At 65.4% G+C, this 20229-nt stretch carries 20 protein-coding genes; 13 read left to right on the forward strand and 7 right to left on the reverse strand.

Features of this window, described 5'->3' with window-relative positions; genetic code table 11:
- Positions 1–13 precede the first annotated feature (13 nt).
- The 3 genes from I2H38_RS06020 to hemC all read right to left on the reverse strand — a co-directional run bounded on the left by I2H38_RS06020 (position 14) and on the right by hemC (position 3172).
- The gene (locus I2H38_RS06020; RefSeq protein WP_196270915.1) at positions 14–1276 is read right to left on the reverse strand and encodes a COG4223 family protein; all 1263 of its coding nucleotides are present in this window, start codon (positions 1274–1276) and stop codon (positions 14–16) included.
- Positions 1277–1544: 268 nt separating this feature from the next.
- On the reverse strand, positions 1545–2246 hold the full coding sequence (locus I2H38_RS06025; protein ID WP_196270916.1) for a uroporphyrinogen-III synthase: 702 nt from the start codon (positions 2244–2246) through the stop codon (positions 1545–1547).
- Entirely contained in the window at positions 2246–3172 is a 927-nt protein-coding gene (gene hemC, locus I2H38_RS06030; protein WP_196270917.1) for a hydroxymethylbilane synthase, read from the reverse strand. The genes I2H38_RS06025 and hemC overlap by 1 nt, the downstream gene beginning before the upstream one ends.
- Positions 3173–3302: 130 nt before the next feature.
- Here hemC and tsaD point away from each other — a divergent pair, with 130 nt between their 5' ends.
- From tsaD to I2H38_RS06075, 9 genes are all read left to right on the forward strand, one after another.
- Positions 3303–4358, forward strand: a complete 1056-nt coding sequence (tsaD, locus tag I2H38_RS06035) for a tRNA (adenosine(37)-N6)-threonylcarbamoyltransferase complex transferase subunit TsaD (protein ID WP_196270918.1) — start codon at positions 3303–3305, stop codon at positions 4356–4358.
- Entirely contained in the window at positions 4358–4927 is a 570-nt protein-coding gene (locus tag I2H38_RS06040) for a GNAT family N-acetyltransferase (RefSeq protein ID WP_196270919.1), read from the forward strand. The genes tsaD and I2H38_RS06040 overlap by 1 nt, the downstream gene beginning before the upstream one ends.
- A 9-nt stretch (positions 4928–4936) precedes the next feature.
- Complete coding sequence (locus tag I2H38_RS06045) at positions 4937–5920, forward strand: NAD(P)H-dependent glycerol-3-phosphate dehydrogenase (RefSeq protein ID WP_196270920.1); 984 nt, start codon at positions 4937–4939, stop codon at positions 5918–5920.
- Between the two features lie 10 nt (positions 5921–5930).
- Positions 5931–6344, forward strand: a complete 414-nt coding sequence (locus I2H38_RS06050; RefSeq protein ID WP_196270921.1) for an EVE domain-containing protein — start codon at positions 5931–5933, stop codon at positions 6342–6344.
- 33 nt (positions 6345–6377) lie between these two features.
- On the forward strand, positions 6378–6791 hold the full coding sequence (locus tag I2H38_RS06055) for a DUF1761 domain-containing protein (RefSeq protein WP_196270922.1): 414 nt from the start codon (positions 6378–6380) through the stop codon (positions 6789–6791).
- Positions 6792–6897: 106 nt separating this feature from the next.
- Positions 6898–8850: an acetate--CoA ligase gene (gene acs / locus I2H38_RS06060; RefSeq protein WP_196270923.1), complete on the forward strand. Its 1953-nt coding sequence runs from the start codon at positions 6898–6900 to the stop codon at positions 8848–8850.
- Positions 8851–8920: 70 nt separating this feature from the next.
- Positions 8921–9400 carry a bleomycin resistance protein gene (locus tag I2H38_RS06065; RefSeq protein ID WP_196270924.1) on the forward strand — a complete coding sequence of 160 codons (480 nt, stop codon included), beginning with the start codon at positions 8921–8923 and terminating at the stop codon, positions 9398–9400.
- A 68-nt stretch (positions 9401–9468) separates the two neighbouring features.
- Positions 9469–9732 (forward strand): DUF6356 family protein, encoded by a 264-nt coding sequence (locus tag I2H38_RS06070; protein WP_196270925.1) that lies wholly within the window; start codon positions 9469–9471, stop codon positions 9730–9732.
- A gap of 127 nt (positions 9733–9859) precedes the next feature.
- The gene (locus I2H38_RS06075) at positions 9860–10360 is read left to right on the forward strand and encodes a L,D-transpeptidase (RefSeq protein ID WP_196270926.1); all 501 of its coding nucleotides are present in this window, start codon (positions 9860–9862) and stop codon (positions 10358–10360) included.
- 96 nt (positions 10361–10456) lie between these two features.
- On the opposite strand, the gene I2H38_RS06080 is transcribed toward I2H38_RS06075, so the two are convergent.
- The 3 genes from I2H38_RS06080 to I2H38_RS06090 form a co-directional block, all read right to left on the reverse strand.
- On the reverse strand, positions 10457–10804 hold the full coding sequence (locus tag I2H38_RS06080) for a YunG family protein (RefSeq protein ID WP_196270927.1): 348 nt from the start codon (positions 10802–10804) through the stop codon (positions 10457–10459).
- Positions 10805–10810: 6 nt separating this feature from the next.
- Positions 10811–12109, reverse strand: a complete 1299-nt coding sequence (locus I2H38_RS06085) for a class I SAM-dependent methyltransferase (RefSeq protein ID WP_196270928.1) — start codon at positions 12107–12109, stop codon at positions 10811–10813.
- A 99-nt stretch (positions 12110–12208) separates the two neighbouring features.
- Positions 12209–12466: a DUF1674 domain-containing protein gene (locus tag I2H38_RS06090; RefSeq protein ID WP_196270929.1), complete on the reverse strand. Its 258-nt coding sequence runs from the start codon at positions 12464–12466 to the stop codon at positions 12209–12211.
- A gap of 117 nt (positions 12467–12583) precedes the next feature.
- Here I2H38_RS06090 and htpX point away from each other — a divergent pair, with 117 nt between their 5' ends.
- The 4 genes from htpX (at position 12584) to purH (ending at position 18623) form a co-directional block, all read left to right on the forward strand.
- Positions 12584–13504 carry a zinc metalloprotease HtpX gene (gene htpX / locus I2H38_RS06095; RefSeq protein WP_196270930.1) on the forward strand — a complete coding sequence of 307 codons (921 nt, stop codon included), beginning with the start codon at positions 12584–12586 and terminating at the stop codon, positions 13502–13504.
- Between the two features lie 3 nt (positions 13505–13507).
- Entirely contained in the window at positions 13508–14821 is a 1314-nt protein-coding gene (locus I2H38_RS06100; protein ID WP_196270931.1) for an RsmB/NOP family class I SAM-dependent RNA methyltransferase, read from the forward strand.
- A gap of 231 nt (positions 14822–15052) precedes the next feature.
- Positions 15053–16837: a heparinase II/III family protein gene (locus I2H38_RS06105; RefSeq protein WP_229426569.1), complete on the forward strand. Its 1785-nt coding sequence runs from the start codon at positions 15053–15055 to the stop codon at positions 16835–16837.
- Between the two features lie 193 nt (positions 16838–17030).
- Positions 17031–18623: a bifunctional phosphoribosylaminoimidazolecarboxamide formyltransferase/IMP cyclohydrolase gene (gene purH, locus I2H38_RS06110; protein ID WP_196270933.1), complete on the forward strand. Its 1593-nt coding sequence runs from the start codon at positions 17031–17033 to the stop codon at positions 18621–18623.
- Positions 18624–18762: 139 nt separating this feature from the next.
- Here purH and I2H38_RS06115 read toward each other — a convergent pair whose 3' ends face one another.
- Positions 18763–20142: an MFS transporter gene (locus I2H38_RS06115; RefSeq protein ID WP_407664044.1), complete on the reverse strand. Its 1380-nt coding sequence runs from the start codon at positions 20140–20142 to the stop codon at positions 18763–18765.
- Positions 20143–20229 lie beyond the last annotated feature (87 nt).

Here is a 20229-nt window from a genome sequence, read left to right on the forward strand (position 1 = left end):
TGGCCTGATCCTTTTACTGCGCCGTACGATTAAGCGCCGCGAGCGCATCGGAAGCGACGGCCGAGGCCGCTTTTTCAGCTGCCGCGCGGTTCTTGACCAGGATGCCCCATTTTTCGGACATCCGTCGCGCCGGTTCGGGCAGGGCATCCCAGGCTGCCGCTGCATCCACCACATCCCCGCGCGCCAAGGCCTGCTCGATCCGGGCGACGAGGCTCGGAACGCTCGTGGAGCCCGGCTGATCGACAGGCCGAATCGTGACGATGCGGTCGGCCATGCGCATCAGGCGGTCCGTCCAGCTGCCGGCGGCGGCGCGGTCCTCACGCAGGATGTCGGCGCTCACGGGCTTGAAGCTTTGCGCCAGCGCGGTGGCGGTCGGAGCACCGCGTTCCGCGAAGGGTTCGAGCGGGGCGAGGCGGGCGGCATCGCCATCCACTTTCTTCAAAGTAGCCAAGACGTCGGCATAAGAGGTGCCGGCGCGCACGGAATCGTTCAGCCGCTCGGCCAGAACGACGCGAATTCCCGCTTGGGCCGCAGCCTGCGGGCCCTCGGCAAATTTCTGCGACAAGGCCGCGAACGCCTGCCCCTGATCGGCCAGCCGGCGATCCAGACCTTGCGTCGCGCTCGCGACCCTCTCATTTTCGGAATTGACCTGATTCTCCAACGAGGAAACGCGGTTGGACAGGTCGGTCAGCGCGGCCTCGTTCTGCGGGGCCTGGATCGGCGCAAGCGGGCGATTCAGGGCTTCTTCAGCGCGAGCCGCTGCTTTTTCCGCCGCTGTTTGCGCGACCTGCACGCGCTGATCGAGCACCGTTCGGCCGGTCTCAAGCGCCTTGATCCGGCCATCCAGCGCCTGAAGGTTGCCCGTTTGGCTCAAAACTCCGACCCGCTGCTCCAGTTGGACCAGGCGCGAATCATCGAGCCCGGCAGGCCCGCGCCAAACCTGGAGCCCATAGACCAGACCGGCGCCGATGAGGCCGCCGACAAGGCCCGCGCCGATCAGGGCCGGGACTTGATGGTCCCGCGCGGGTGGGGCTGGCGGCGGGGCCGCCTGGAACGGGCCGCCCGACGCGATGGAATCCGTCCCGGCCCCCGAATCAAACGTCTCTTCCGGCTGCGATACGGCCTCGTCGGCAACCCGCTCCGCCTCGGCGGCGGTCTTTTCGTCAGGCCGCGCGCCGTCGTCGATGATGGTCGCCTTGAGGTCGATGGTCGCCGGCTCCCGCGTCGTCTTCTTGCGGGAGGAATTCGGGGCTTTGGGATCGGATGAATCGGTCACGGGTCCCTCTTGGCGGTCATCTCGATGGAGCACTCTGAGATAGAGATGTGGCAAGCTTGAGTGCTAGCGCCGCATGATTTTATCAGAAAACCGGATTCCGCTGTTCTGAATCATGCTCCCCTTTCCGATCCGATTGAACCGGAAAGGGCCCTAGAAACTCTTATTTCGCCGCATCTGTCTCGCGCAGAGCCGGTTCCCGCTTCTGCGAAAATGCTCCTGGTTTCGGTTCCTCGTTAACCGCAGATGGTAAAGGAACCGGTCACAAGCGTCACGACCGGCGGTCAAGCAAAGCGAGGATCGAATCCTCGTCGGGCTGTGAGGCGCAAAGGGTCGTCATCCCGAGCCCTTCGAACGGTCCCGCCACATCAGCCGACAGGCAGAGATGCGGAAAGGATCGAAGGGTGGAGGTGAGCCCGGCCTGTTCCGCAAGCCGCAGGAAGATGTCCACGCTTCGCCGGGAATAATGGAGCGCTGCTCCGATTTGGCCAGCGGAAAGCGCCTCCCGCGCGGCAAGCGGCAGGGCCTCGATAGCCTGCGCCTCGTAGGCCTCCCATTGCACAACGAAAAACCCGGCCGCCCGCAACGAGGCCGCCGGTTCAGCTTTGTGATGGCGGGCCGTGACATGGAGCAGCCGCAAGCCGTGGCTCAACGTGCCGCGGATGAGAGCGGAGAGCGATTTCGCGTCCCCGTCCGCCACAACAATCGAAGAAAAGCCCGCCTCCCGCACGGCGGAGGCAGTGTGCGGCCCAACGGCAAAGACGGGGATCCGCTTGTCCTCGACCAGTGCCAACGCATCGATGGCGTGGGCGCTGGTGACGATGAGCGCATCCCATGAATCGCGCGGCAGAGGCTCGCCGGTCGGCACGATCCGGGTAGTGGGAGCGACGAGCGCCTCATGGCCGCGAGCGACGAGGCGTTGGCTGGTGCGCTCGGCGTCGTCCTGCGAGCGGGTGACGAGAATGCGCATCATCAGGAATCGGTGAACCCGGCGGGCATCCGCGCGCGAAGGTCGAGCCCGGCTTCCCGGCCGAGGGCAGCGGCATCGGAAGGCGCGCCGCGCCGGACAACCTCGAGGCTTTCCGAGCCGTCGGGCCGCATCACGAGGCCGCGAATCTCAAGCTCGGAGCCGATCATCCGCGCATGGCCCGCGATGGGCGTGCGGCATGAGCCGTCAAGCACGGTCAGGAACGCCCGTTCCGCCGCCAGCGCCACGCCGGTCGGCGCATCGATGATCGGCGCGACCGCCTTTTGCGCCCGCTCGTCGTCGGCGCGGATGGCGATGGCGATGGCCCCCTGCCCGACGGCGGGCAGGAAATCGTCCGTCTCAAGGATCGTGGTGACGTGCTCCGTCAGGCCGAGCCGCCGCAGGCCCGCCATGGCGAGCAGAGTGCCGTCGACCTCGCCGCGCTCGAGCTTGTCGAGCCGGGTCTGCACGTTGCCGCGAAGCAGCGTGACCTTGAGATCCGGCCGCAGGCGGCGCACTTCCGCCTGGCGCCGCAACGAGGCGGAGCCGACGACGGCGCCGGGCGGCAGATCCTGAAGGCTTTTGAAACGGCGGCTGATGAAGGCGTCGCGCACATCCTCGCGCGGCAGATAACCGGCGATCACGATGCCCTCGGGCAGAACCGTCGGCAGGTCCTTGGCGGAATGGACGGCGAGGTCGAGCGAGCCGTCGAGAAGCCCGATATCGAGCTCCTTGGTGAAGAGACCCTTGCCGCCCGCTTCCGAGAGCGCCCGGTCCTGGATGGTGTCGCCCGTCGTCTTGATCAGCGCCAGGGGCAATTGCTCGAGCGTCCAGCCATGGGCGGCAATCAGCCGGTTTTGCGTCTCGTGAGCCTGGGCCAGCGCTAAGGGACTGCCGCGCGTGCCAATGACCAGGGCGGATGATTCGGCCATTCTTCTTGTGTTCTCCTAAACGAACCGCGATCGGCGTTTGATCTTGTACGGCGCGGCGGACTATAGGGGGAGGACAGGCGGGCCGCAAAGCCCGAAAGATCAGCTCCAACGACGCCTTATATAAACGATCATGCGCATTCTCGGGATTGAGACGACCTGTGACGAGACCGCCGCCGCCGTGGTCGGCATCGGCTTCGACGGACGTGGCGAAATCCTCTCCAACGAGGTCTTGAGCCAGATCGCCGAACATGCCGCCTATGGCGGCGTTGTGCCGGAGATCGCCGCTCGCGCCCATGTGGAGGTGATCGACCGCCTGATCGCGCGGGCGCTGAAAAAGGCCGGCTGCACCATCAAGGACATCGACGGCATTGCCGCCGCCGCCGGCCCTGGCCTGATCGGCGGCGTGCTGGTCGGCCTCACCACCGCCAAGGCGATGGCGCTGGTCACCCGCAAGCCGCTGATGGCGGTGAACCACCTCGAAGCCCATGCGCTGACCGCGCGCCTCACCGACGGCGTCGGCTTCCCCTATCTCCTGCTTCTCGCCTCCGGTGGCCACACGCAGCTCGTCGCGGTGCGCGGCGTCGGCGATTACGTGCGCATCGGCACGACCATCGACGACGCCATCGGCGAGGCCTTCGACAAGGTGGCGAAGCTGTTGGGACTGCCCTATCCCGGCGGGCCACATGTGGAAAAGGAAGCCGCCAAGGGCAACCCGGAGCGCTTCAACCTGCCCCGGCCCATGCAGGGTCGCGCTGAACCGAATTTCTCCCTCTCCGGCCTCAAGACCGCCGTGCGGCTGGAAGCGGAGCGCATCGCGCCGCTGACCCAGAGCGACGTGGCCGATCTCTGCGCCAGCTTCCAGGCGGCCGTCGTCGATGTGGTGGTCGACCGCACCCGCGTGGCGCTTCGCGCCTTCCGCGACATCGCGGGCCATCCGACCGCCCTCGTGGTGGCGGGCGGCGTTTCCGCCAACCAGGCGGTGCGCTCCGGCCTGCAGCGCCTCGCGGTCGAGACGGGTCTTCGCATGATCGCGCCGCCACTGCATCTGTGCGGCGATAACGGCGCGATGATCGCCTGGGCGGGGCTGGAGCGCCTGCGGCTCGGCCTGATCGACGACATTTCCGCGCCCGCCCGCGCCCGCTGGCCCCTCGATACCAGCCGCGACGAAGCCGGAGCCAAAGCCTGATGCGCCCCTGCCCCGCCGAGATCCGCACCGAGCGCCTGATCCTGCGCCGCTGGCGCGAGAACGATAGGCCAGGTTATGCGCGGCTCAACGCCGACGCCCATGTGATGCGTTTCTTCCATAAGATGCGCAGCCGCGCGGAAAGCGACGCAGAGGCGCAATGGCTCGACGACCGCTTCGGCCTCGACGGATTCGGGCCCTGGGCGGTGGAAGTGCCGGGAGTGGCCGATTTCATCGGCTTCGTCGGCATCTGGCGCATCGTGCGCGAATTGCCCTTCACGCCGGCTGTCGAAATCGGCTGGCGGCTCGATCAGCCCTATTGGGGCAAAGGCTACGCGGTGGAAGCGGCAAAGGCCTCATTGCGCGATGTCTTCGAGCGGACGGACTTGGCCGAGATCGTGGCCTATACCGCCGTACAGAATGAGCCCTCTCGCCGCGTCATGGCAAAACTCGGGATGACCTATGATCCGGCTGCCGATTTCGCCCACCCGGCCATCGAGGAAGGGCACCCCTTGCAAAGGCACGTCCTTTACCGAATCTCCCGTCAGGCATTTCTCGCCGACAATTCATAGGTCCGTTCCATGCGCGTGATCGGCATTGCGGGAGCCGGAGCTTGGGGCACAGCGCTCGCCAATGCCGCCGCCTTGGCCGGGAACGACGTGGTCTTATGGATGCGCGATCCCGACCAGGCGACGACGCTGACCGCAACCCGGACGAACGAGCGCTTCCTGCCCGGCGTGCGCCTGCATGGCCGGATCCGGTTCACCGCCGATCTGCCCGATCTTGCGGATACGCAGGCCGTCCTGCTCGTCACCCCGGCGCAGACGACGCGGGAGATGACAGCGGCGCTTGCGGCCGTGCTTCCGGCTCAAACGCCTCTCGTGCTCTGCGCCAAAGGCATCGAACGCGGCTCGAATGCCTTCCTGAGCGACATCGTGACCGAGGTCCGGCCGGGCGCACCTCTGGCAATCCTGTCGGGCCCGAGCTTCGCCCATGACGTCGCGCGCGGCCTGCCGACCGCCGTGACGCTTGCCTGCGAGAACGGGGCCCTGGCCGAGGATATCGCCACCGCCCTCTCCGGCTCGACCTTCCGCGTCTATCACATCACCGATGTGCGCGGCGTCGAGATCGGCGGCGCGGCGAAGAACGTGCTGGCCATCGCCTGCGGCGCGGTGGTGGGGCGCGGGCTCGGCGAAAGCGCCAAGGCCGCCCTCGTCGCGCGGGGCTTCGCGGAACTGCTGCGTTTCGCCCGCGCCTATGGCGGGCAGGCGGAAACGCTGATGGGGCTCTCGGGCCTCGGCGATCTCGTGCTGACCTGCTCCTCCGCCCAATCCCGCAACTTCGCCTTCGGCATGCGCCTGGGCCAGGGGCTCTCGCCGCAGGAGGCGGCCGGAGGCAAGCTGGTCGAAGGGGCCGCGACCGCAAGCGCGCTTACCGCTCTGGCGCGTGCGCGGCATGTGGACATGCCCATCGCGGAGGCGGTCGAGCAGATCTTAAACGGCGCCTGGACTCTCGATCAGGCCGTCGACACGTTGATGAACCGTCCGATCAGGTCCGAACACTAGAGAGACACGCATGGCCCATTGGCTCTACAAATCCGAACCCTCCGTCTGGTCCTGGGACCAACAGGTTGCGCAAGGCGACAAGGGCACGTTCTGGAGCGGCGTGCGCAACCATGTCGCCAAGCAGAACCTCATGGCCATGAAGAAGGGCGAGAAGGGTTTTTTCTACCATTCGAACGAGGGCAAGGCGATTGTCGGCATCGTCGAGGTGATCAAGGAATATTACCCCGACCACACGGATGAGAGCGGCAAGTTCGGCATGGTCGACATCAAGGCCGTCAAACCGTTCAAGCGCCCCGTCACGCTCGAGGAAATCAAGGCCGAGCCCAGGCTCAAGGACATGATCCTCGTCAATAATTCGCGCCTCTCGGTGCAGCCGGTCACCGCCGAGGAATGGGCGCTCATCTGCAAGATGGGCGGGTTGTAATTCGCCGGGCAACAAGACGCGGAGGGCTTTCACGTGTTCGCAACGACCAATCTCTGGGCCATTCTCCTCGCCGCGATCGCGGCCTGGCTGGTCGGCTCGGTCTGGTACATGGTACTCGCCAAGCCCTGGATGGCCGCGCTCGGCAAGACGAAGGACGAGCTGATGGGCCCCTCGGGCAAGCCCTCGCCGATCCCCCTCATCGTTTCCTTTCTCGCCGAGATCGTCATGGCGGTGGTGCTCTCGGGCATCATCTGGCACGCCGGGCCGGTCACGGTCGCGAATGGCGTGACGGCGGGGTTCCTCGCCTGGCTCGGCTTCGTGCTCACCACCATGGCCGTCAACCACGGCTTTGGCGGCGCGCGGCCGATGCTGACCGTCATCGATGCGGGCCACTGGCTCGCGGTTCTGCTGATCCAGGGCGCGATCATCGGCGCGTTCGGTCGATGATGCCTCACGACTAACGACCAAAGTGCGATCGGCGCGCGCTTGCCCGTAGCCCCGCTCTTTCCGTAAAGCTAAAACCAACTAGGTACAAAAGTCTGGGAGAAACGCCATGGCAGAGAAGATCTACGAGGTATCGCCCGAATGGCAGCGCCGCGCCTACCTCGATGACGCCGGATATCGGGCGAAGTACGAAGCGTCCGTGAAGGACCCGAACGGGTTCTGGGCGGAAGAGGCCAAGCGTATCAATTGGTTCAAGCCCTTCACGTTGGTGAAGAACACCAATTTCGGCCCGGAGAACGTCAACATCCGCTGGTTCGAGGACGGCACCACCAACGTCGCCTATAACTGCATCGACCGGCATCTCGAGACCCGCGGCGATCAGGTCGCGATCATCTGGGAAGGCGACGATCCCTCGGAGTCGAAAAAGATCACCTACCGCGAGCTGCACGCGGAAGTGTGCCGCATGGCCAACATCATGCGCAATCGCGGCGTCTCGAAGGGCGACCGGGTGACGATCTATCTGCCGATGATTCCGGAAGCAGCGTACGCCATGCTCGCCTGTGCGCGGCTGGGAGCGATCCATTCGGTGGTGTTCGGCGGCTTCTCGCCGGATTCCCTCGCCGGGCGCATCGAGGATGCGAAATCGGCCTTCGTCGTCACCGCGGACGAGGGCTTGCGCGGTGGCCGCAAAGTGCCGCTGAAAGTGAACGTGGACGCCGCCATCGAGCGCGTCGGCGGCGTCGATCATGTGCTCGTCGTGCGCCGGACCGGCGCTCCCGTGAACATGGTTCCTGGCCGCGACGTCTATTACGATGAGGCTGCCAAGCAGGTGACCGACGAATGCCCGGTCGAGGAGATGAACGCGGAAGATCCGCTGTTCATCCTCTACACCTCGGGCTCGACGGGCAAGCCGAAGGGCGTGCTGCACACCACGGGCGGCTACCTCGTCTACACGGCGATGACGCATCAATACGTCTTCGATTATCACGACGGCGACATCTACTGGTGCACGGCGGATGTGGGCTGGGTGACGGGCCACTCCTACATTCTCTACGGACCGCTGGCGAACGGCGCGACGACGCTGATGTTCGAGGGTGTGCCGACCTATCCCACGATCTCCCGTTTCTGGGACGTGATCGACAAGCACAACGTCAACATCTTCTACACCGCACCGACCGCCATCCGCTCGCTGATGCAGGCGGGCGAGGAGCCGGTGCGGAAGACCTCGCGCAAGTCGCTGCGTCTTCTCGGTTCCGTCGGCGAGCCGATCAATCCGGAAGCCTGGGAATGGTACTATCGCGTGGTCGGCGACAACCGCTGCCCCATCGTCGATACCTGGTGGCAGACGGAGACCGGCGGCATTCTCATCACGCCGCTTCCCGGCGCGACCAGGCTCAAGCCCGGCTCGGCCACGCGGCCCTTCTTCGGCGTCAAGCCGCAGGTGATGGACGCGGACGGAAAGGTGCTGGACGGCGCGTGCGAGGGCAATCTCGTCATCGCGGATTCCTGGCCTGGCCAGATGCGTACGATCTACGGCGATCATGAGCGCTTCATCCAGACCTACTTCTCGACCTACCCGGGCAAGTATTTTACCGGCGACGGCTGCCGCCGCGACACGGATGGCTATTACTGGATCACGGGCCGCGTCGACGACGTGCTCAACGTCTCCGGCCACCGCATGGGCACGGCGGAGGTCGAATCCGCCCTCGTCGCGCATCCGAAAGTGTCGGAGGCCGCCGTCGTCGGCTATCCGCACGACATCAAGGGCCAGGGCATCTACGCCTATGTTACCCTGATGGCGGGCGAGCAGCCCTCCGAGGACCTGCGCAAGGAACTCGTCGCCTGGGTCCGCAAGGAAATCGGCCCGATCGCCTCGCCGGACCTGATCCAGTTCGCGCCGGGCCTGCCCAAAACCCGCTCCGGCAAGATCATGCGCCGAATCCTGCGCAAGATCGCCGAGGACGAGTTCGGCAATCTCGGCGACACCTCGACGCTCGCCGATCCGGGCGTGGTCGACGATCTGGTGACGAACCGCCAGAACAAGCGGACACAAGCCGCGTAAGCTTGGTCGGAACAGACTCCTGCTCATGGCCGGGCCTTGCCCGGCCATGACGGTTTAGAGGCGGATCTCGATGCAACTCGACCAGGTCCAAAGGAATGCGGCCAGCGGCCGGGGCGGCGGGCCTCAAGGGGGCTTCAATCCGCTCGTGCCCGAGCTCGATGTCACCGATATCGAAAAGAGCCTTTGGTTCTGGTGCGATCTGCTTGGCTTCGAAGTGGCCTATGACAGGCCGAAAGCCAAATTCGCCTATCTCCAGCGCGAAGGCGCGCAGATCATGCTCTGCCAGATCAACGGGAACTGGCAAACCGGCACATTGGAAGCCCCCTTCGGCCGAGGCGTGAACTTTCAGATCGCGGCGCGAAACCTCGACCCGATGCTGAAGGCCCTCGCAGATGCAGGCTGGCCGCTCTTTCGGGAGCCCTCCGAAGCCTGGTATCGGATCGGCGATCAATTGATGGAAAACGGATCGCGCGAATTTCTCGTTCAGGATCCCGACGGCTACCTCATCCGTTTTGCCGAGAGCATCGGCAGCAGGCCCATCGGCGACTGAAGCCACCTTCGATACTTGAGCCGGCAATGCGTCGGCCATACAATGTCGGTGTTCAAGAGGAGCCTCCCATGTCCCTGAAACGCCTGTTCACCGAGCACCCTGACTCCGTTGGCGAATCCTATTTCGAGCACATGGGCGTCGCGTTGAGCTTTGCCGGACCGCTCATCGCGGCAGGCTTCGCGGCGTTGGTTCATGCCTTCCTGCCCTTCCTATGTGTGACAACGGCAAGCGCGACCGTGAAGCGGCTTTACGCGCGCATGACGAATCGCGCGCCGCGCGCGGTGCCGCAGGCGAAGACCGACGGCATGATGGCTTGGGACCCGGTGATCTGAAGCCCACGTTCCTTACGCGGAACCGGTTCCCGCATATCATGACAATCCTCTAACTCTTCTGGTCTAGGAACCTTCAGCCTTCGCTTTGCGTCTCACCCCTGCGCAGCTCTTGCAGGAGGGTTGGGACATGTCGAAGACCGCCTTCGCCGTCATCATCGGCTTGAGCAGTCTCTGGTCCGCAGGCGCGATTGCTCGCGAAGTCGTTCCGTTCTCCATGGGCGCGATGCCCGGCACGATCGTGATCAAGACCGCGGAGCGAAGTCTTTACTTCGTGCGCGGCGATGGGACCGCCCTCCGCTACAAGGTCGCCGTAGGCCGTCTCGGCAAGCAATGGTTCGGCGAGGCAAGGGTCGACGGAAAATACGTCCGGCCTGCCTGGTCACCGCCCGATGAGGTGCGGCGCGACAATCCGAAACTCCCAGACGTCATTCCCGGCGGCGCACCGAACAACCCCATGGGCGCGCGCGCGCTCACCCTCGACCGCGGTCAATACGCCATCCACGGCACCAACCGCCCGAGTTCCATCGGCACCTACGCGTCCTACGGCTGCATCCGCATGTTCAACGAGGACATCATGGACCTCTTCGAGCAGGTCGGGGTGGGGACGCGGGTGGTGGTGGAGCGCTGAATCATTGAGCCACGAGGCGGCAAGCAAGTTTGAGATAAAACTGCGAATGGGAGATTTCTGAAGCGCTGGTCGGTTCGATCAAGCCGGAAAGGGCTCTCACTTAGACGCTCTGAGAACGCCCTCCCTGAGCAGTTCATAGTTCTTGATGCCCGTATCCGCGAAAACCTCTTCGCGACTGGCCGGCAGATCGTCGTAGCCGATGGGCGTCGCAAATTGGCTCACGGTCAGATCCCACCGCTTTGCGCCGATCTGATTGTAGAAGTGCCACCCTTCGCCGATGGCGGTCTTCAGAAGATCGCCGCCCGACACATCCTGAACAACGAGCGAGGTGACGCTGCATTGTCCGCGCGTGGGATTGTCAGGGCGCCATTTGCTGCTCGTCTCGACCGACCAACAGCGGCGCAGGATGGCGTAGAGTTCAAGCGGCGATGAACCGGCGCGCATTCCGACTCACCGATACAAATCCGCCCGCGACGGCGGCAGCCCAGCGGGGCCGCGTGTGCGCTTCGAAGCCAGAGTCTGATTCACGCCCACCGCCGCGCGCTCGAAGGCAAGCGAGCAGCCTGCGAGATAGAGCAGCCACATGCGGGTTTTTTCGCGGCCCACCAGCGCCTCGGCTTCCGCGCGGCGGGCGTTGAGGTTATCCCACCACAGGCGCGTGGTGCGCTGATAATGCTCGCGCCAGCTTTCCACGTCGTGCACCTCGAAGCCGTGACGCTCCAGGTTCGCCACCGACATGCCGAGATGATCGAGTTCGCCGCCGGGGAAGATGTAGCGTGTCAGCGCCTTGTATTCGGCTTTGAGCTTGCGAAACGCCTTGTCGGAGCGTTTCGCGCGCCGCGCGATGGTGTGATGCAGGTAAAGCCCGCGCGGCCTGAGCAGGCGGTGCACGGACCGGAAATATTTCGGGTGGTTGGCGATGCCCACATGCTCGAACATGCCGATGGAGGAGATCTTGTCGAACTCACCCTCCATCTGGGTGAAATCCTTCACCACCACTTCGACACGCTCTTGCAAGCCCAGCCGCGCAATCTTGTCTCGCGCCAGCTTCGCCTGCTCTTCGGCGAGCGTCACGCCGGTCGCCTTGACGCCGTAATGCTGCGCCGCATGGCAGATCAGCGCGCCCCAGCCGCAGCCGATGTCGAGGAGCCGCTCGCCGGGTTTGAGCCGCAGCTTGCGGCAGATCATGTCGAGCTTGTCGAATTGCGCGCGGGCGAGATCGTCGTGCCATTCGGTGAAGTAGGCGCAGGTGTAGACCATCTCCGGGTCGAGAAAGAGCTGATAGAACGCATTCGACACGTCGTAGTGATAGGCGACGTTCTCTTTGTTGGTTTTCGGCTGCCCGTCCCGCGCATCCGGCTTGTCCTTCACGCGGTCGAGGGGACGCGGCATGTCAGCGGGCGCGCGCAGGAAATGGTAGACGGCCTTCAGCGCCTTGAGCTTGCTCACGCCCCTCAGACGGCGGGCGATCTTGCCGCGCGGGCGCTGGTCGGCGAGATCGAAGATCGTGCCGTTCTTGAGGTCGAGCAGGCCGGACACGTAAGCGTTGATCACCGTGTCGAGGGTCGGACGCCGCAGGAGGCTGGCGATCACGTTCTCGCGCTTGACGACGATGCGCATGGCATAGGACGGCAGATCGCGCGGTACGGTCGAACCGTCCCAGAGCTCGAATCCGAAGGGCAGATCGAGCGCGTGTTGCGCTTCGCTGAGGAGACCCCGAAAAATCTCCAGACGTGCCGAGCCGCTCATGCAACCTCCCGTTTCGGGAAGACTAAGCGGGGCTCAACCGGGAAACAACGCTCCGAGGCACATTCTGACGGTACAACGCCCGGTTTCCCCGGAAAACCGCTAAAAGTCGCTCGCTAGGCCTTTGACTTCCCAATCCTCGTAGCGGACGGGCTCCAACCCGCCGCGACCCCGGTGCTCTTTCTGCTGTGCCAGATCCGCCGCGCGGGCGTCGATTGCGAGGCGGCGCTGGGCCGCTTCCTCCAGCGCCCGCTTGGCGGCGGGAGATAGTTCCTTACCGGGGGCCGCCCCTTCGATTCCGTTGGGGAGGCTCGCGATTCCGTTGGGGAGGCTTGTGCTCGATATGTCGTTCGTGCTCATGAAGCGCCTTATGCCAGTTCCCCGAAACTCTTGCGAGTGCCCTCGCAGGCTCTTGGGAGAGGGCCAAACCCTACCCACATAGCCTCGTGCAGGGATCAACACGAGGTGGAGACCGCGATGAACACCGTCAAGACCGGGATGCTGCTGGCGGCCCTGACCGCCCTGTTCGGCGTTGTCGGCTACCTGCTCGGCGGCGCATCGGGCATGATGATCGCGCTCGGCCTCGCTGTGGTGACCAACGCTTTCGCCTATTGGAACTCGGACCGTTTGGCCTTGGCCGCCCACCATGCGGTCGAGGTGGACGAGCGCTCCGCCCCCGAATTGTTCGCCATGGTGCGGGAGCTGGCGCGGCGCGCCGGACTGCCGATGCCCAAGGTCTACCTCATCGACAACCCGCAGCCGAACGCCTTCGCCACGGGGCGCAACCCGGAAAACGCGGCGGTGGCGGCGACCACCGGTATTCTGCAGACCCTCTCCCGCGATGAGCTGGCAGGCGTGATGGCGCACGAATTGGCGCATATCAAGAACCGCGACACCCTCACCATGACGGTCAGCGCGACGATCGCGGGTGCGATTTCCTCCATCGCGCAATTCGGCCTGTTCTTCGGCGGCCGCGGCAGCGACAGGCCAAGCCCGGTTGCGGCGATTCTGACCGCCATCATCGCGCCGCTTGCGGCCATGATCATCCAGATGGCGATCAGCCGTTCGCGGGAGTATGAAGCCGACCGGATCGGTGCGGAGATCTCCGGAACGCCCCTGGCGCTGGCCTCGGCGCTGGCCAAAATCGCGGGCGGCGTGGCGCATATTCCCAACGCGGATGCGGAAAGCCACCCGGCGACCGCGCCGCTTTTCATCATCAATCCCCTTTCAGGCCACGGCATGGACAATCTCTTCTCGACTCACCCGGCGACGGAAAACCGGATCGCCGCCCTTCAATCACTCGCGCAAGCGATGGGCGCCACCGCCCCCGGCGCTTTCTCGGGCGCGCCTTCGGCCGGCCCGTGGAACGCCACCTCCCGCCGCGGACCCTGGGGCTAAGACGTGGATCAATCTCAAGAACAAGCCGGTCTCGGCGCGCGCCGCCTCGCCTGGAACGCCGTCACCGAAACCCTGAAGCGCCGCGTTCCGCTCGACGACGTGCTCGACGAGCTGGGACAGACCGAAAATCTCTCCTCCCGCGATGAAGCCTTGGCCCGCGCCATCGCCATCGTCGCCTTCCGCCGGCTCGGCACCATCGGCCAGGCGTTGCGCGACCGGCTCGACAAGGGCGCGCGCGACGAACGGCTGTTGCATCTTCTCGCCATCGGCGCGGCGCAGATTCTCTATCTCGACGTGCCGGACCATGCCGCCGTCGACACCGCCGTACAGCTGGCGCAAGGCGATCACCGGCTCAAACATGCGGGCGGCCTCATCAACGCCGTTTTGCGCCGGGTGGCGCGCGAACGCGACGCAATCCTGTCCGCGAACGATCCTTGGATCGACACGCCGACATGGCTCGAAGAGGGCTGGGTCTCCCATTACGGCGAACCGCTCGCCAGACAGATCGCCGAGGCGCATCGCACGATGGCTTCGGTCGATCTCACAACAAAGGACAATGCGGCGGGCTGGGCCGAGCGTCTCGGCGGCATCTTGCTGCCGACCGGCAGCATCCGCTTGACCGAACGCACCGCGATCCGCGATCTGCCGGGCTATGATGAAGGCGCGTGGTGGGTGCAGGACGCCGCCGCCGCCCTGCCCGCGCGCCTCTTACGTCCGCAGGCGGGCGAGCGAATCGCCGATCTCTGCGCCGCCCCCGGCGGCAAGACGGCGCAACTCGCCGCCGCCGGAGCGGAGGTTTTGGCGGTCGACCGCTCGGCCAAGCGCCTGGAACGGCTGGAGGAAAATCTCGCCCGTCTCAACTTGACCGTCGCCACCCTCGCCATCCCCGCCGAAAAGCTCGATGAGGAGCCCTTCGACGCCATTTTGCTCGACGCCCCCTGCTCGGCGACCGGCACCATCCGCCGCCATCCCGATGTGGCCTGGACCAAGGACGAGCAGGACATGCGCAAGCTCGCCGCCCTCCAGTCCCGCCTGCTCGACAAATCCGCGAGTCTTTTGAAACCCGGCGGACGCCTGGTCTATTGCACCTGCTCGCTCGAAGCCGAGGAAGGCGAGCAGCAGGCCGAGGCTTTTCTCAATCGCCATCCGCACATGAAGCGCGACCCGATCACGCCCGCCGAGATCGGCGGCATGGCCGAGTGGCTCACGCCCGCCGGAGACCTGCGCACCCTGCCCTGCCACCTCACGCTCCCGGACCACGACCGCAGCGGCCTCGATGGCTTTTTCGCCGCGCGCTTCGTACGGAGCGTGGAGTGACGGGACGCGCTGTTCGACCATCATTTCGCGCAAGGGCCATCCGCGCACGCCAAAGCCGATGCCGAGATTGACGAGAAGATCTCGGGATAAAGATACGAGATAACTTTTCATTAATGACCACCTATCAAAAGGCGGTCCTTTCTGTCCATCCATTGCGATTTATCCGGCCGCGCTTACCTTTTGTTAACCGGATAGCGAGGACTCCTTCTCTAAGCTGTCGTCGGATTCAGCATGACAAAAGGAGCGCCACGCTTGGATTGGGGGCCGGATCGTTGGCGGCTATATCGCCTCGCCTTACGCGAGAGCGGTCGTGCTTTGCGTGGCGGCCTGGCCTGGAGCGCGTCCAAGGTGTTCCTCGGCACCCCTGTTCCGACGCGTCTACTCTTTGCGCCTCAGGATCTGCGCACCGCCGATCCGACCATCGCCACCGACATCTATTCCGGCTTCTTCTCTTTCGCGGGCCGCGCCATCACCACGAGCGGGCGCTCGCCTTTCGGCTTCACGCCTCCGAGCCGCGCCTGGGGTGAATCGCTTTACGGCTTCGGATGGCTGCGCCACCTGCGCGCCGCCGGAACCGCGCTCGCCCAGGCCAATGCCCGCTCCCTCGTCGACGAATTCGTGACCTCGAAGCTCGGCGACCGGAAGATCGCCTGCCACACGCAGGTCGTGGCGCGGCGGCTGATTTCCTTCATCAGCCAGTCGCCGTTGATCCTGGAGGGGGCGGACCACGCCTTCTATCAACGCTTCCTGCGGATCCTCGGGCAAGGCATCCGGGACCTCGAGCGCCATGTGCGCGCGGGCGCGCTGCCCTATGACCAGCTCATGGCCGCCATCGCTTTGTGCTATGCGGGCCTGTGCTGCGAGGGTCTGGATAAGACCCTGAAGCGCGCGAGCCGCCTTCTGGTGCGCGAGCTCGACCGCCAGATTCTCTCCGATGGCGGACATGCCAGCCGCAACCCGCGTGTCATCGTCGATCTCCTGTTCGATCTTCTGCCCCTGCGCCAGATGTTCGCGAGCCGCGAGGTCGATACGCCGGAGGCGCTGCTGCACGCCATCGACCGGATGCTGCCGATGGTGCGCCTGTTTCGGCACGGGGACGGCACATTGTCTCACTTCAACGGCATGGGCGTGACGGCGGCGGACCATCTGGCGACGCTTCTGACCTATGACGACATGCGCAGCCAGCCGATCCATCACGCGCCCTATTCCGGCTACGAGCGGCTGGAAGCGGGGCGCTCCCTGCTGGTCGCCGATGTGGGCGGGCCGCCGCCGCGATTGCTCTCCTCCGAGGCCGGCGCGGGCTGCCTGTCGTTCGAGTTTTCCAGCGGCACGCAACGCATCGTGGTCAATTGCGGTACGCCCCGCATCGCCGGCGACGCCATTCTGCAAGCCTCGCGCTCGACGGTCGCCCATTCCACCACCTCCCTCGACGACATCTCGTCCTGTCAGATGGTCGCCGTCAAAGGCCATGCGCTCGACCGGGCGGCGGCGCGCTGGATCCTCGGGCGGATCGGACCCGTTGTCATCAGCGGGCCGGACAACGTGACGGCGGAGCGCGGCGAGCGCGAGCACGCCCAGACACTCAACGCGAGCCATGACGGTTACCTGGCCCGCTTCGGCCTGACCCATGAGCGGCGCTGGATGCTTTCGCCCAAGGGCGAGGCGCTGGAAGGCGAGGACGTGTTCTGGGGCGAGGGGGTCGAGACGAAAACCTGCGAGGCCATCATCCGCTTCCACCTCGCGCCCGGCGTCAAGACGAGTCGGGCCCAAGGCGGGCGCGTGGTCATGCTGCTTCTGCCGAACCGGGAAGCCTGGCAATTCACCGTGAGTGCCGGCGCGGCCTTCGTCGAGGACAGCGTGTTTCTGGCAGCGCCCGACGGCATGCGCCGCGCGGAACAGATCGTCCTGGCCTTCAAACCCGCCGAGACGCCCTCGATACGGTGGCGTTTTGAACGTCTGGCGCGCGCCTACAGCCCCGATCCACAAGCGGGCACGCCCGGGTCGGAACTGATCTGAAACCCAGTTACAGCAAGGCGGGATGCGGTTTCCATCCCCGCCGTCCCGTGCTATCGCGCCCGCTATCGAGAAACCTGCTCATGTCTCTTTGAAACATGAGCAGGTTCTCATTCGTTGATGCCGCATGATCCTGACGGACAACCGGTTTCCACTTGTCCTGATCATGCTCTAACCCTTCCATGGAGCAGCCGCCATGCCGAGCGATCTGAAGCGCGTGACGCGCGCCCTTCTTTCCGTGTCCGACAAGACGGGTCTCGTCGACTTCGCCCGCGCACTGTCCCAGCGCGGCATCGAGCTGGTCTCCACCGGCGGCACGCACAAGACGCTGCGCGAGGCGGGCCTGCCGGTGAAGGACGTAAGCGACCTCACGGGTTTCCCGGAGATGATGGACGGTCGCGTGAAGACGCTCCATCCCGCCGTCCATGGCGGCCTTTTGAGCATCCGCGACAATCCGGAGCATCAAGCGGCGATGCTCGCACACGGCATCGTGCAGATCGATCTTCTGGTGGTGAACCTCTACCCCTTCGAGGCGACGATCGCGGCCAACAAGCCTTATGACGATTGCATCGAGAACATCGATATCGGCGGACCCGCGATGATCCGCGCCGCCGCGAAGAACCACGGCGACGTGGCCGTGGTGGTGGACGGGGCCGACTATGCCGCCGTGCTCGACGAGCTTTCAGAAAATGACGGTTCGGTAAGCCTCGCGCTGCGCCGCCGCCTGGCGCAGAAAGCCTATGCCCGCACCGCCGCCTACGATGCTGCGATTTCGAACTGGTTCGCGAACGAACTCGGCGAGGAATCCCCGCCCTTCCGCGCGCTCGGCGGCTCGATTGCAGAAGTGCTTCGCTACGGCGAGAACCCGCACCAATCCGCCGCGTTCTACCGCACGCCCGAACGGCGCCCCGGTGTCGCCACCACGCGTCAGGTGCAGGGCAAGCAGCTCTCCTACAACAACATCAACGACACCGATGCGGCCTATGAGGCGGTGGCGGAATTCGCGCCCGAGCGCTCCGCCGCCATCGTCATCGTCAAACATGCCAACCCCTGCGGCGTGGCCCAAGGCACGACTTTGCGCGAAGCCTATGAGAAAGCGCTGCGTTGCGATCCCGTTTCGGCCTTCGGCGGCATCGTCGCCATGAACCGTCCGCTCGATGCGGAGGCCGCGCGCGCCATCGTCGAGATCTTCACCGAAGTCATCATCGCGCCCGATGCGAGCGAGGAAGCCATCGCCATCGTCGCGGCGAAGAAGAACCTGCGCCTGCTTCTCGCCGGCGGCCTGCCCGATCCGCGCCAGGAAGGCCTGACCCTTCGCACCGTCGCGGGCGGTTTCCTGGCGCAATCCCGCGACAACGCGGTCGTCGACGCCATGGACCTGAAAGTCGTGACGAAGCGGGCGCCGTCGGATCGCGAGTTGGAAGACCTGCGCTTCGCTTTCCGCGTCGCCAAGCACGTGAAGTCGAATGCCATCGTCTACGCCAGGGATCTTGCGACGGTCGGCATCGGCGCGGGCCAGATGAGCCGCGTCGATTCCTCCCGCATCGCCGCCTGGAAGGCTGCCGAGGCTGCGAAGGCCGCAGGCCTGCCTGAGACCCTCGCCAAGGGCTCCGTCGTCGCCTCAGACGCCTTCTTCCCCTTCGCCGACGGCCTCCTCGCAGCAGCGGAAGCCGGCGCGACCGCCGTGATCCAACCCGGCGGCTCCATGCGCGACGAGGAAGTGATCAAAGCCGCCGATGAGGCCGGACTCGCGATGGTGTTCACGGGGTATCGCCACTTCAGGCACTGACAAGCGCGACAGTCCCCCTCTCCCTCGGGGAGAGGGTTGGGGTGAGGGGTTACGTCCTATCCGGATCGACCTGCATGCCCTCACCCTCGCTTCGCTCGACCTCTCCCCACCGGGGAGAGGTGACAGAAGGGTCTGCGCCTCACACCCGCTTCACGCCCCTGAGCAGCAACCCGCCGACGCCAAAGAACGCAATCAGCACGGCGGGGCCTGCGGCCTGCGTATCGAAGAGCCAGGTCGCCGTCGCGACCGCGAGCGGCGCGAGGAAGGACGTGACTTTTCCCGACAGGGCCAAAAGCCCGAAATAGCGTCCCGCCTCACGCGCCGGAACGAGCCGCGCCAACATGCTCCGTGAAGAGGCCTGCAACGGCCCCGCGACCGCGCCGATGACGAGGCCGAGCGCCAAAAACATCTTTTCCGGCACGCTGCCATAGAGGCCGCCGGACGGCGGCGCCGTCGCAATGACGAAGAAGATGTGATCGCGGCCGAGCGAGAGCACGCCGAGGCAAACGCAGGCCAGAACCACAATCGCGCCGAGGATCACGGGCTTTGCCCCGAAGGCATCGTCGAGCCGCCCGCCGATCAACGCGCCGATGGTTCCGGTAACCGTCAGGAGAATGCCGAAGACACCGAGCTCGGTCGCCTCCCAGCCGAACACGCCCGCTCCGTAAATTCCGCCGAAGGCGAAGAGCGCAACGAGCGCGTCCTGATAGACCATGTTGGCGAGCAGGAACCGGCCGACGCTCTCATGTCGACGCGCATCGGCGATGGTGCTTTTCACCTGCAAGAAGCCCTTCTTCACCGCATCGCGGACACGAAGCGTCGAGCGCGCGATGTCCGTTGTGAAGAGGAAGAGCGGCAGGATGAAGATGAGGAACCATACGGCCGACAAGGGCCCGGTGATGCGGTCGCCCTCGCGCATGGCCGGGTCGAGCCCGAAGAGCGGGTGAATCCCGAAGAAGGTCTTGCCCGTCTCGCTATCGGCGGCAAGGAAGCCGAGCACGATCACCAGCGAGACGAGCCCGCCGAGATAGCCGATGGCCCAGCCGGTGCCGGAGAGCCGCCCGAACCGCTCGGGGGGCACGAGATGCGGGATCATGGCGTTGTTGAACACCGCCGCGACCTCAACCGCCACCGTGCCGACAGCAAAGCCGACAAGCGCAACGGGAATGGCGTGGGCCCCGCCCGGCGCGGCATACCAGAGGGCGAAGGAACTGACGAAGAGAACCAGGCCGCAGGAGGCGATCCACGGTTTCTTCGGGCCCGTCGCATCCGCGATGGAGCCGAGGATGGGCGAGAGAAAAGCCAGCACCAGCCCCGCAGCCGCGGTGGCGAACCCCCACAGGCTTTGTCCGGCGACCGGATCGGGCGCGAGCGCCGCCGCAAAATAGGGCGCGAAGACGAAGGTGGTGACGAGAGTGAAGAAGGGCTGGCAGGCCCAATCGAACATCAGCCAGCCCAGAATGGCCCGGCGCGGCGCGGTTCCGGCCGCCGCTCCAGCGTCATCCCCGGCCGGGGACAATGCCGTCGAAGGGGATGCAGCGTTCAACCGGCGCACTCCTTGGTTCCCTGTTGCTGGGGACGGCAAGAGCGCGCCAGTGATGTTGCG

The sequence above is a fragment of the Microvirga alba genome (assembly GCF_015694465.1).
Lineage (GTDB): Bacteria > Pseudomonadota > Alphaproteobacteria > Rhizobiales > Beijerinckiaceae > Microvirga > Microvirga alba.

Bases quoted from the DNA above. Each gene is read 5' to 3' on its own strand.
- I2H38_RS06025 (WP_196270916.1), bottom strand. From the start codon at position 2,246: ATGATGCGCATTCTCGTCACCCGCTCGCAGGACGACGCCGAGCGCACC.
- hemC (WP_196270917.1), bottom strand. From the start codon at position 3,172: ATGGCCGAATCATCCGCCCTGGTCATTGGCACGCGCGGCAGTCCCTTA.
- tsaD (WP_196270918.1), top strand. From the start codon at position 3,303: ATGCGCATTCTCGGGATTGAGACGACCTGTGACGAGACCGCCGCCGCC.
- I2H38_RS06040 (WP_196270919.1), top strand. From the start codon at position 4,358: ATGCGCCCCTGCCCCGCCGAGATCCGCACCGAGCGCCTGATCCTGCGC.
- I2H38_RS06045 (WP_196270920.1), top strand. From the start codon at position 4,937: ATGCGCGTGATCGGCATTGCGGGAGCCGGAGCTTGGGGCACAGCGCTC.
- I2H38_RS06050 (WP_196270921.1), top strand. From the start codon at position 5,931: ATGGCCCATTGGCTCTACAAATCCGAACCCTCCGTCTGGTCCTGGGAC.
- acs (WP_196270923.1), top strand. From the start codon at position 6,898: ATGGCAGAGAAGATCTACGAGGTATCGCCCGAATGGCAGCGCCGCGCC.
- I2H38_RS06065 (WP_196270924.1), top strand. From the start codon at position 8,921: ATGCAACTCGACCAGGTCCAAAGGAATGCGGCCAGCGGCCGGGGCGGC.
- I2H38_RS06070 (WP_196270925.1), top strand. From the start codon at position 9,469: ATGTCCCTGAAACGCCTGTTCACCGAGCACCCTGACTCCGTTGGCGAA.
- I2H38_RS06075 (WP_196270926.1), top strand. From the start codon at position 9,860: ATGTCGAAGACCGCCTTCGCCGTCATCATCGGCTTGAGCAGTCTCTGG.
- I2H38_RS06080 (WP_196270927.1), bottom strand. From the start codon at position 10,804: ATGCGCGCCGGTTCATCGCCGCTTGAACTCTACGCCATCCTGCGCCGC.
- I2H38_RS06085 (WP_196270928.1), bottom strand. From the start codon at position 12,109: ATGAGCGGCTCGGCACGTCTGGAGATTTTTCGGGGTCTCCTCAGCGAA.
- I2H38_RS06090 (WP_196270929.1), bottom strand. From the start codon at position 12,466: ATGAGCACGAACGACATATCGAGCACAAGCCTCCCCAACGGAATCGCG.
- htpX (WP_196270930.1), top strand. From the start codon at position 12,584: ATGAACACCGTCAAGACCGGGATGCTGCTGGCGGCCCTGACCGCCCTG.
- I2H38_RS06105 (WP_229426569.1), top strand. From the start codon at position 15,053: ATGACAAAAGGAGCGCCACGCTTGGATTGGGGGCCGGATCGTTGGCGG.
- purH (WP_196270933.1), top strand. From the start codon at position 17,031: ATGCCGAGCGATCTGAAGCGCGTGACGCGCGCCCTTCTTTCCGTGTCC.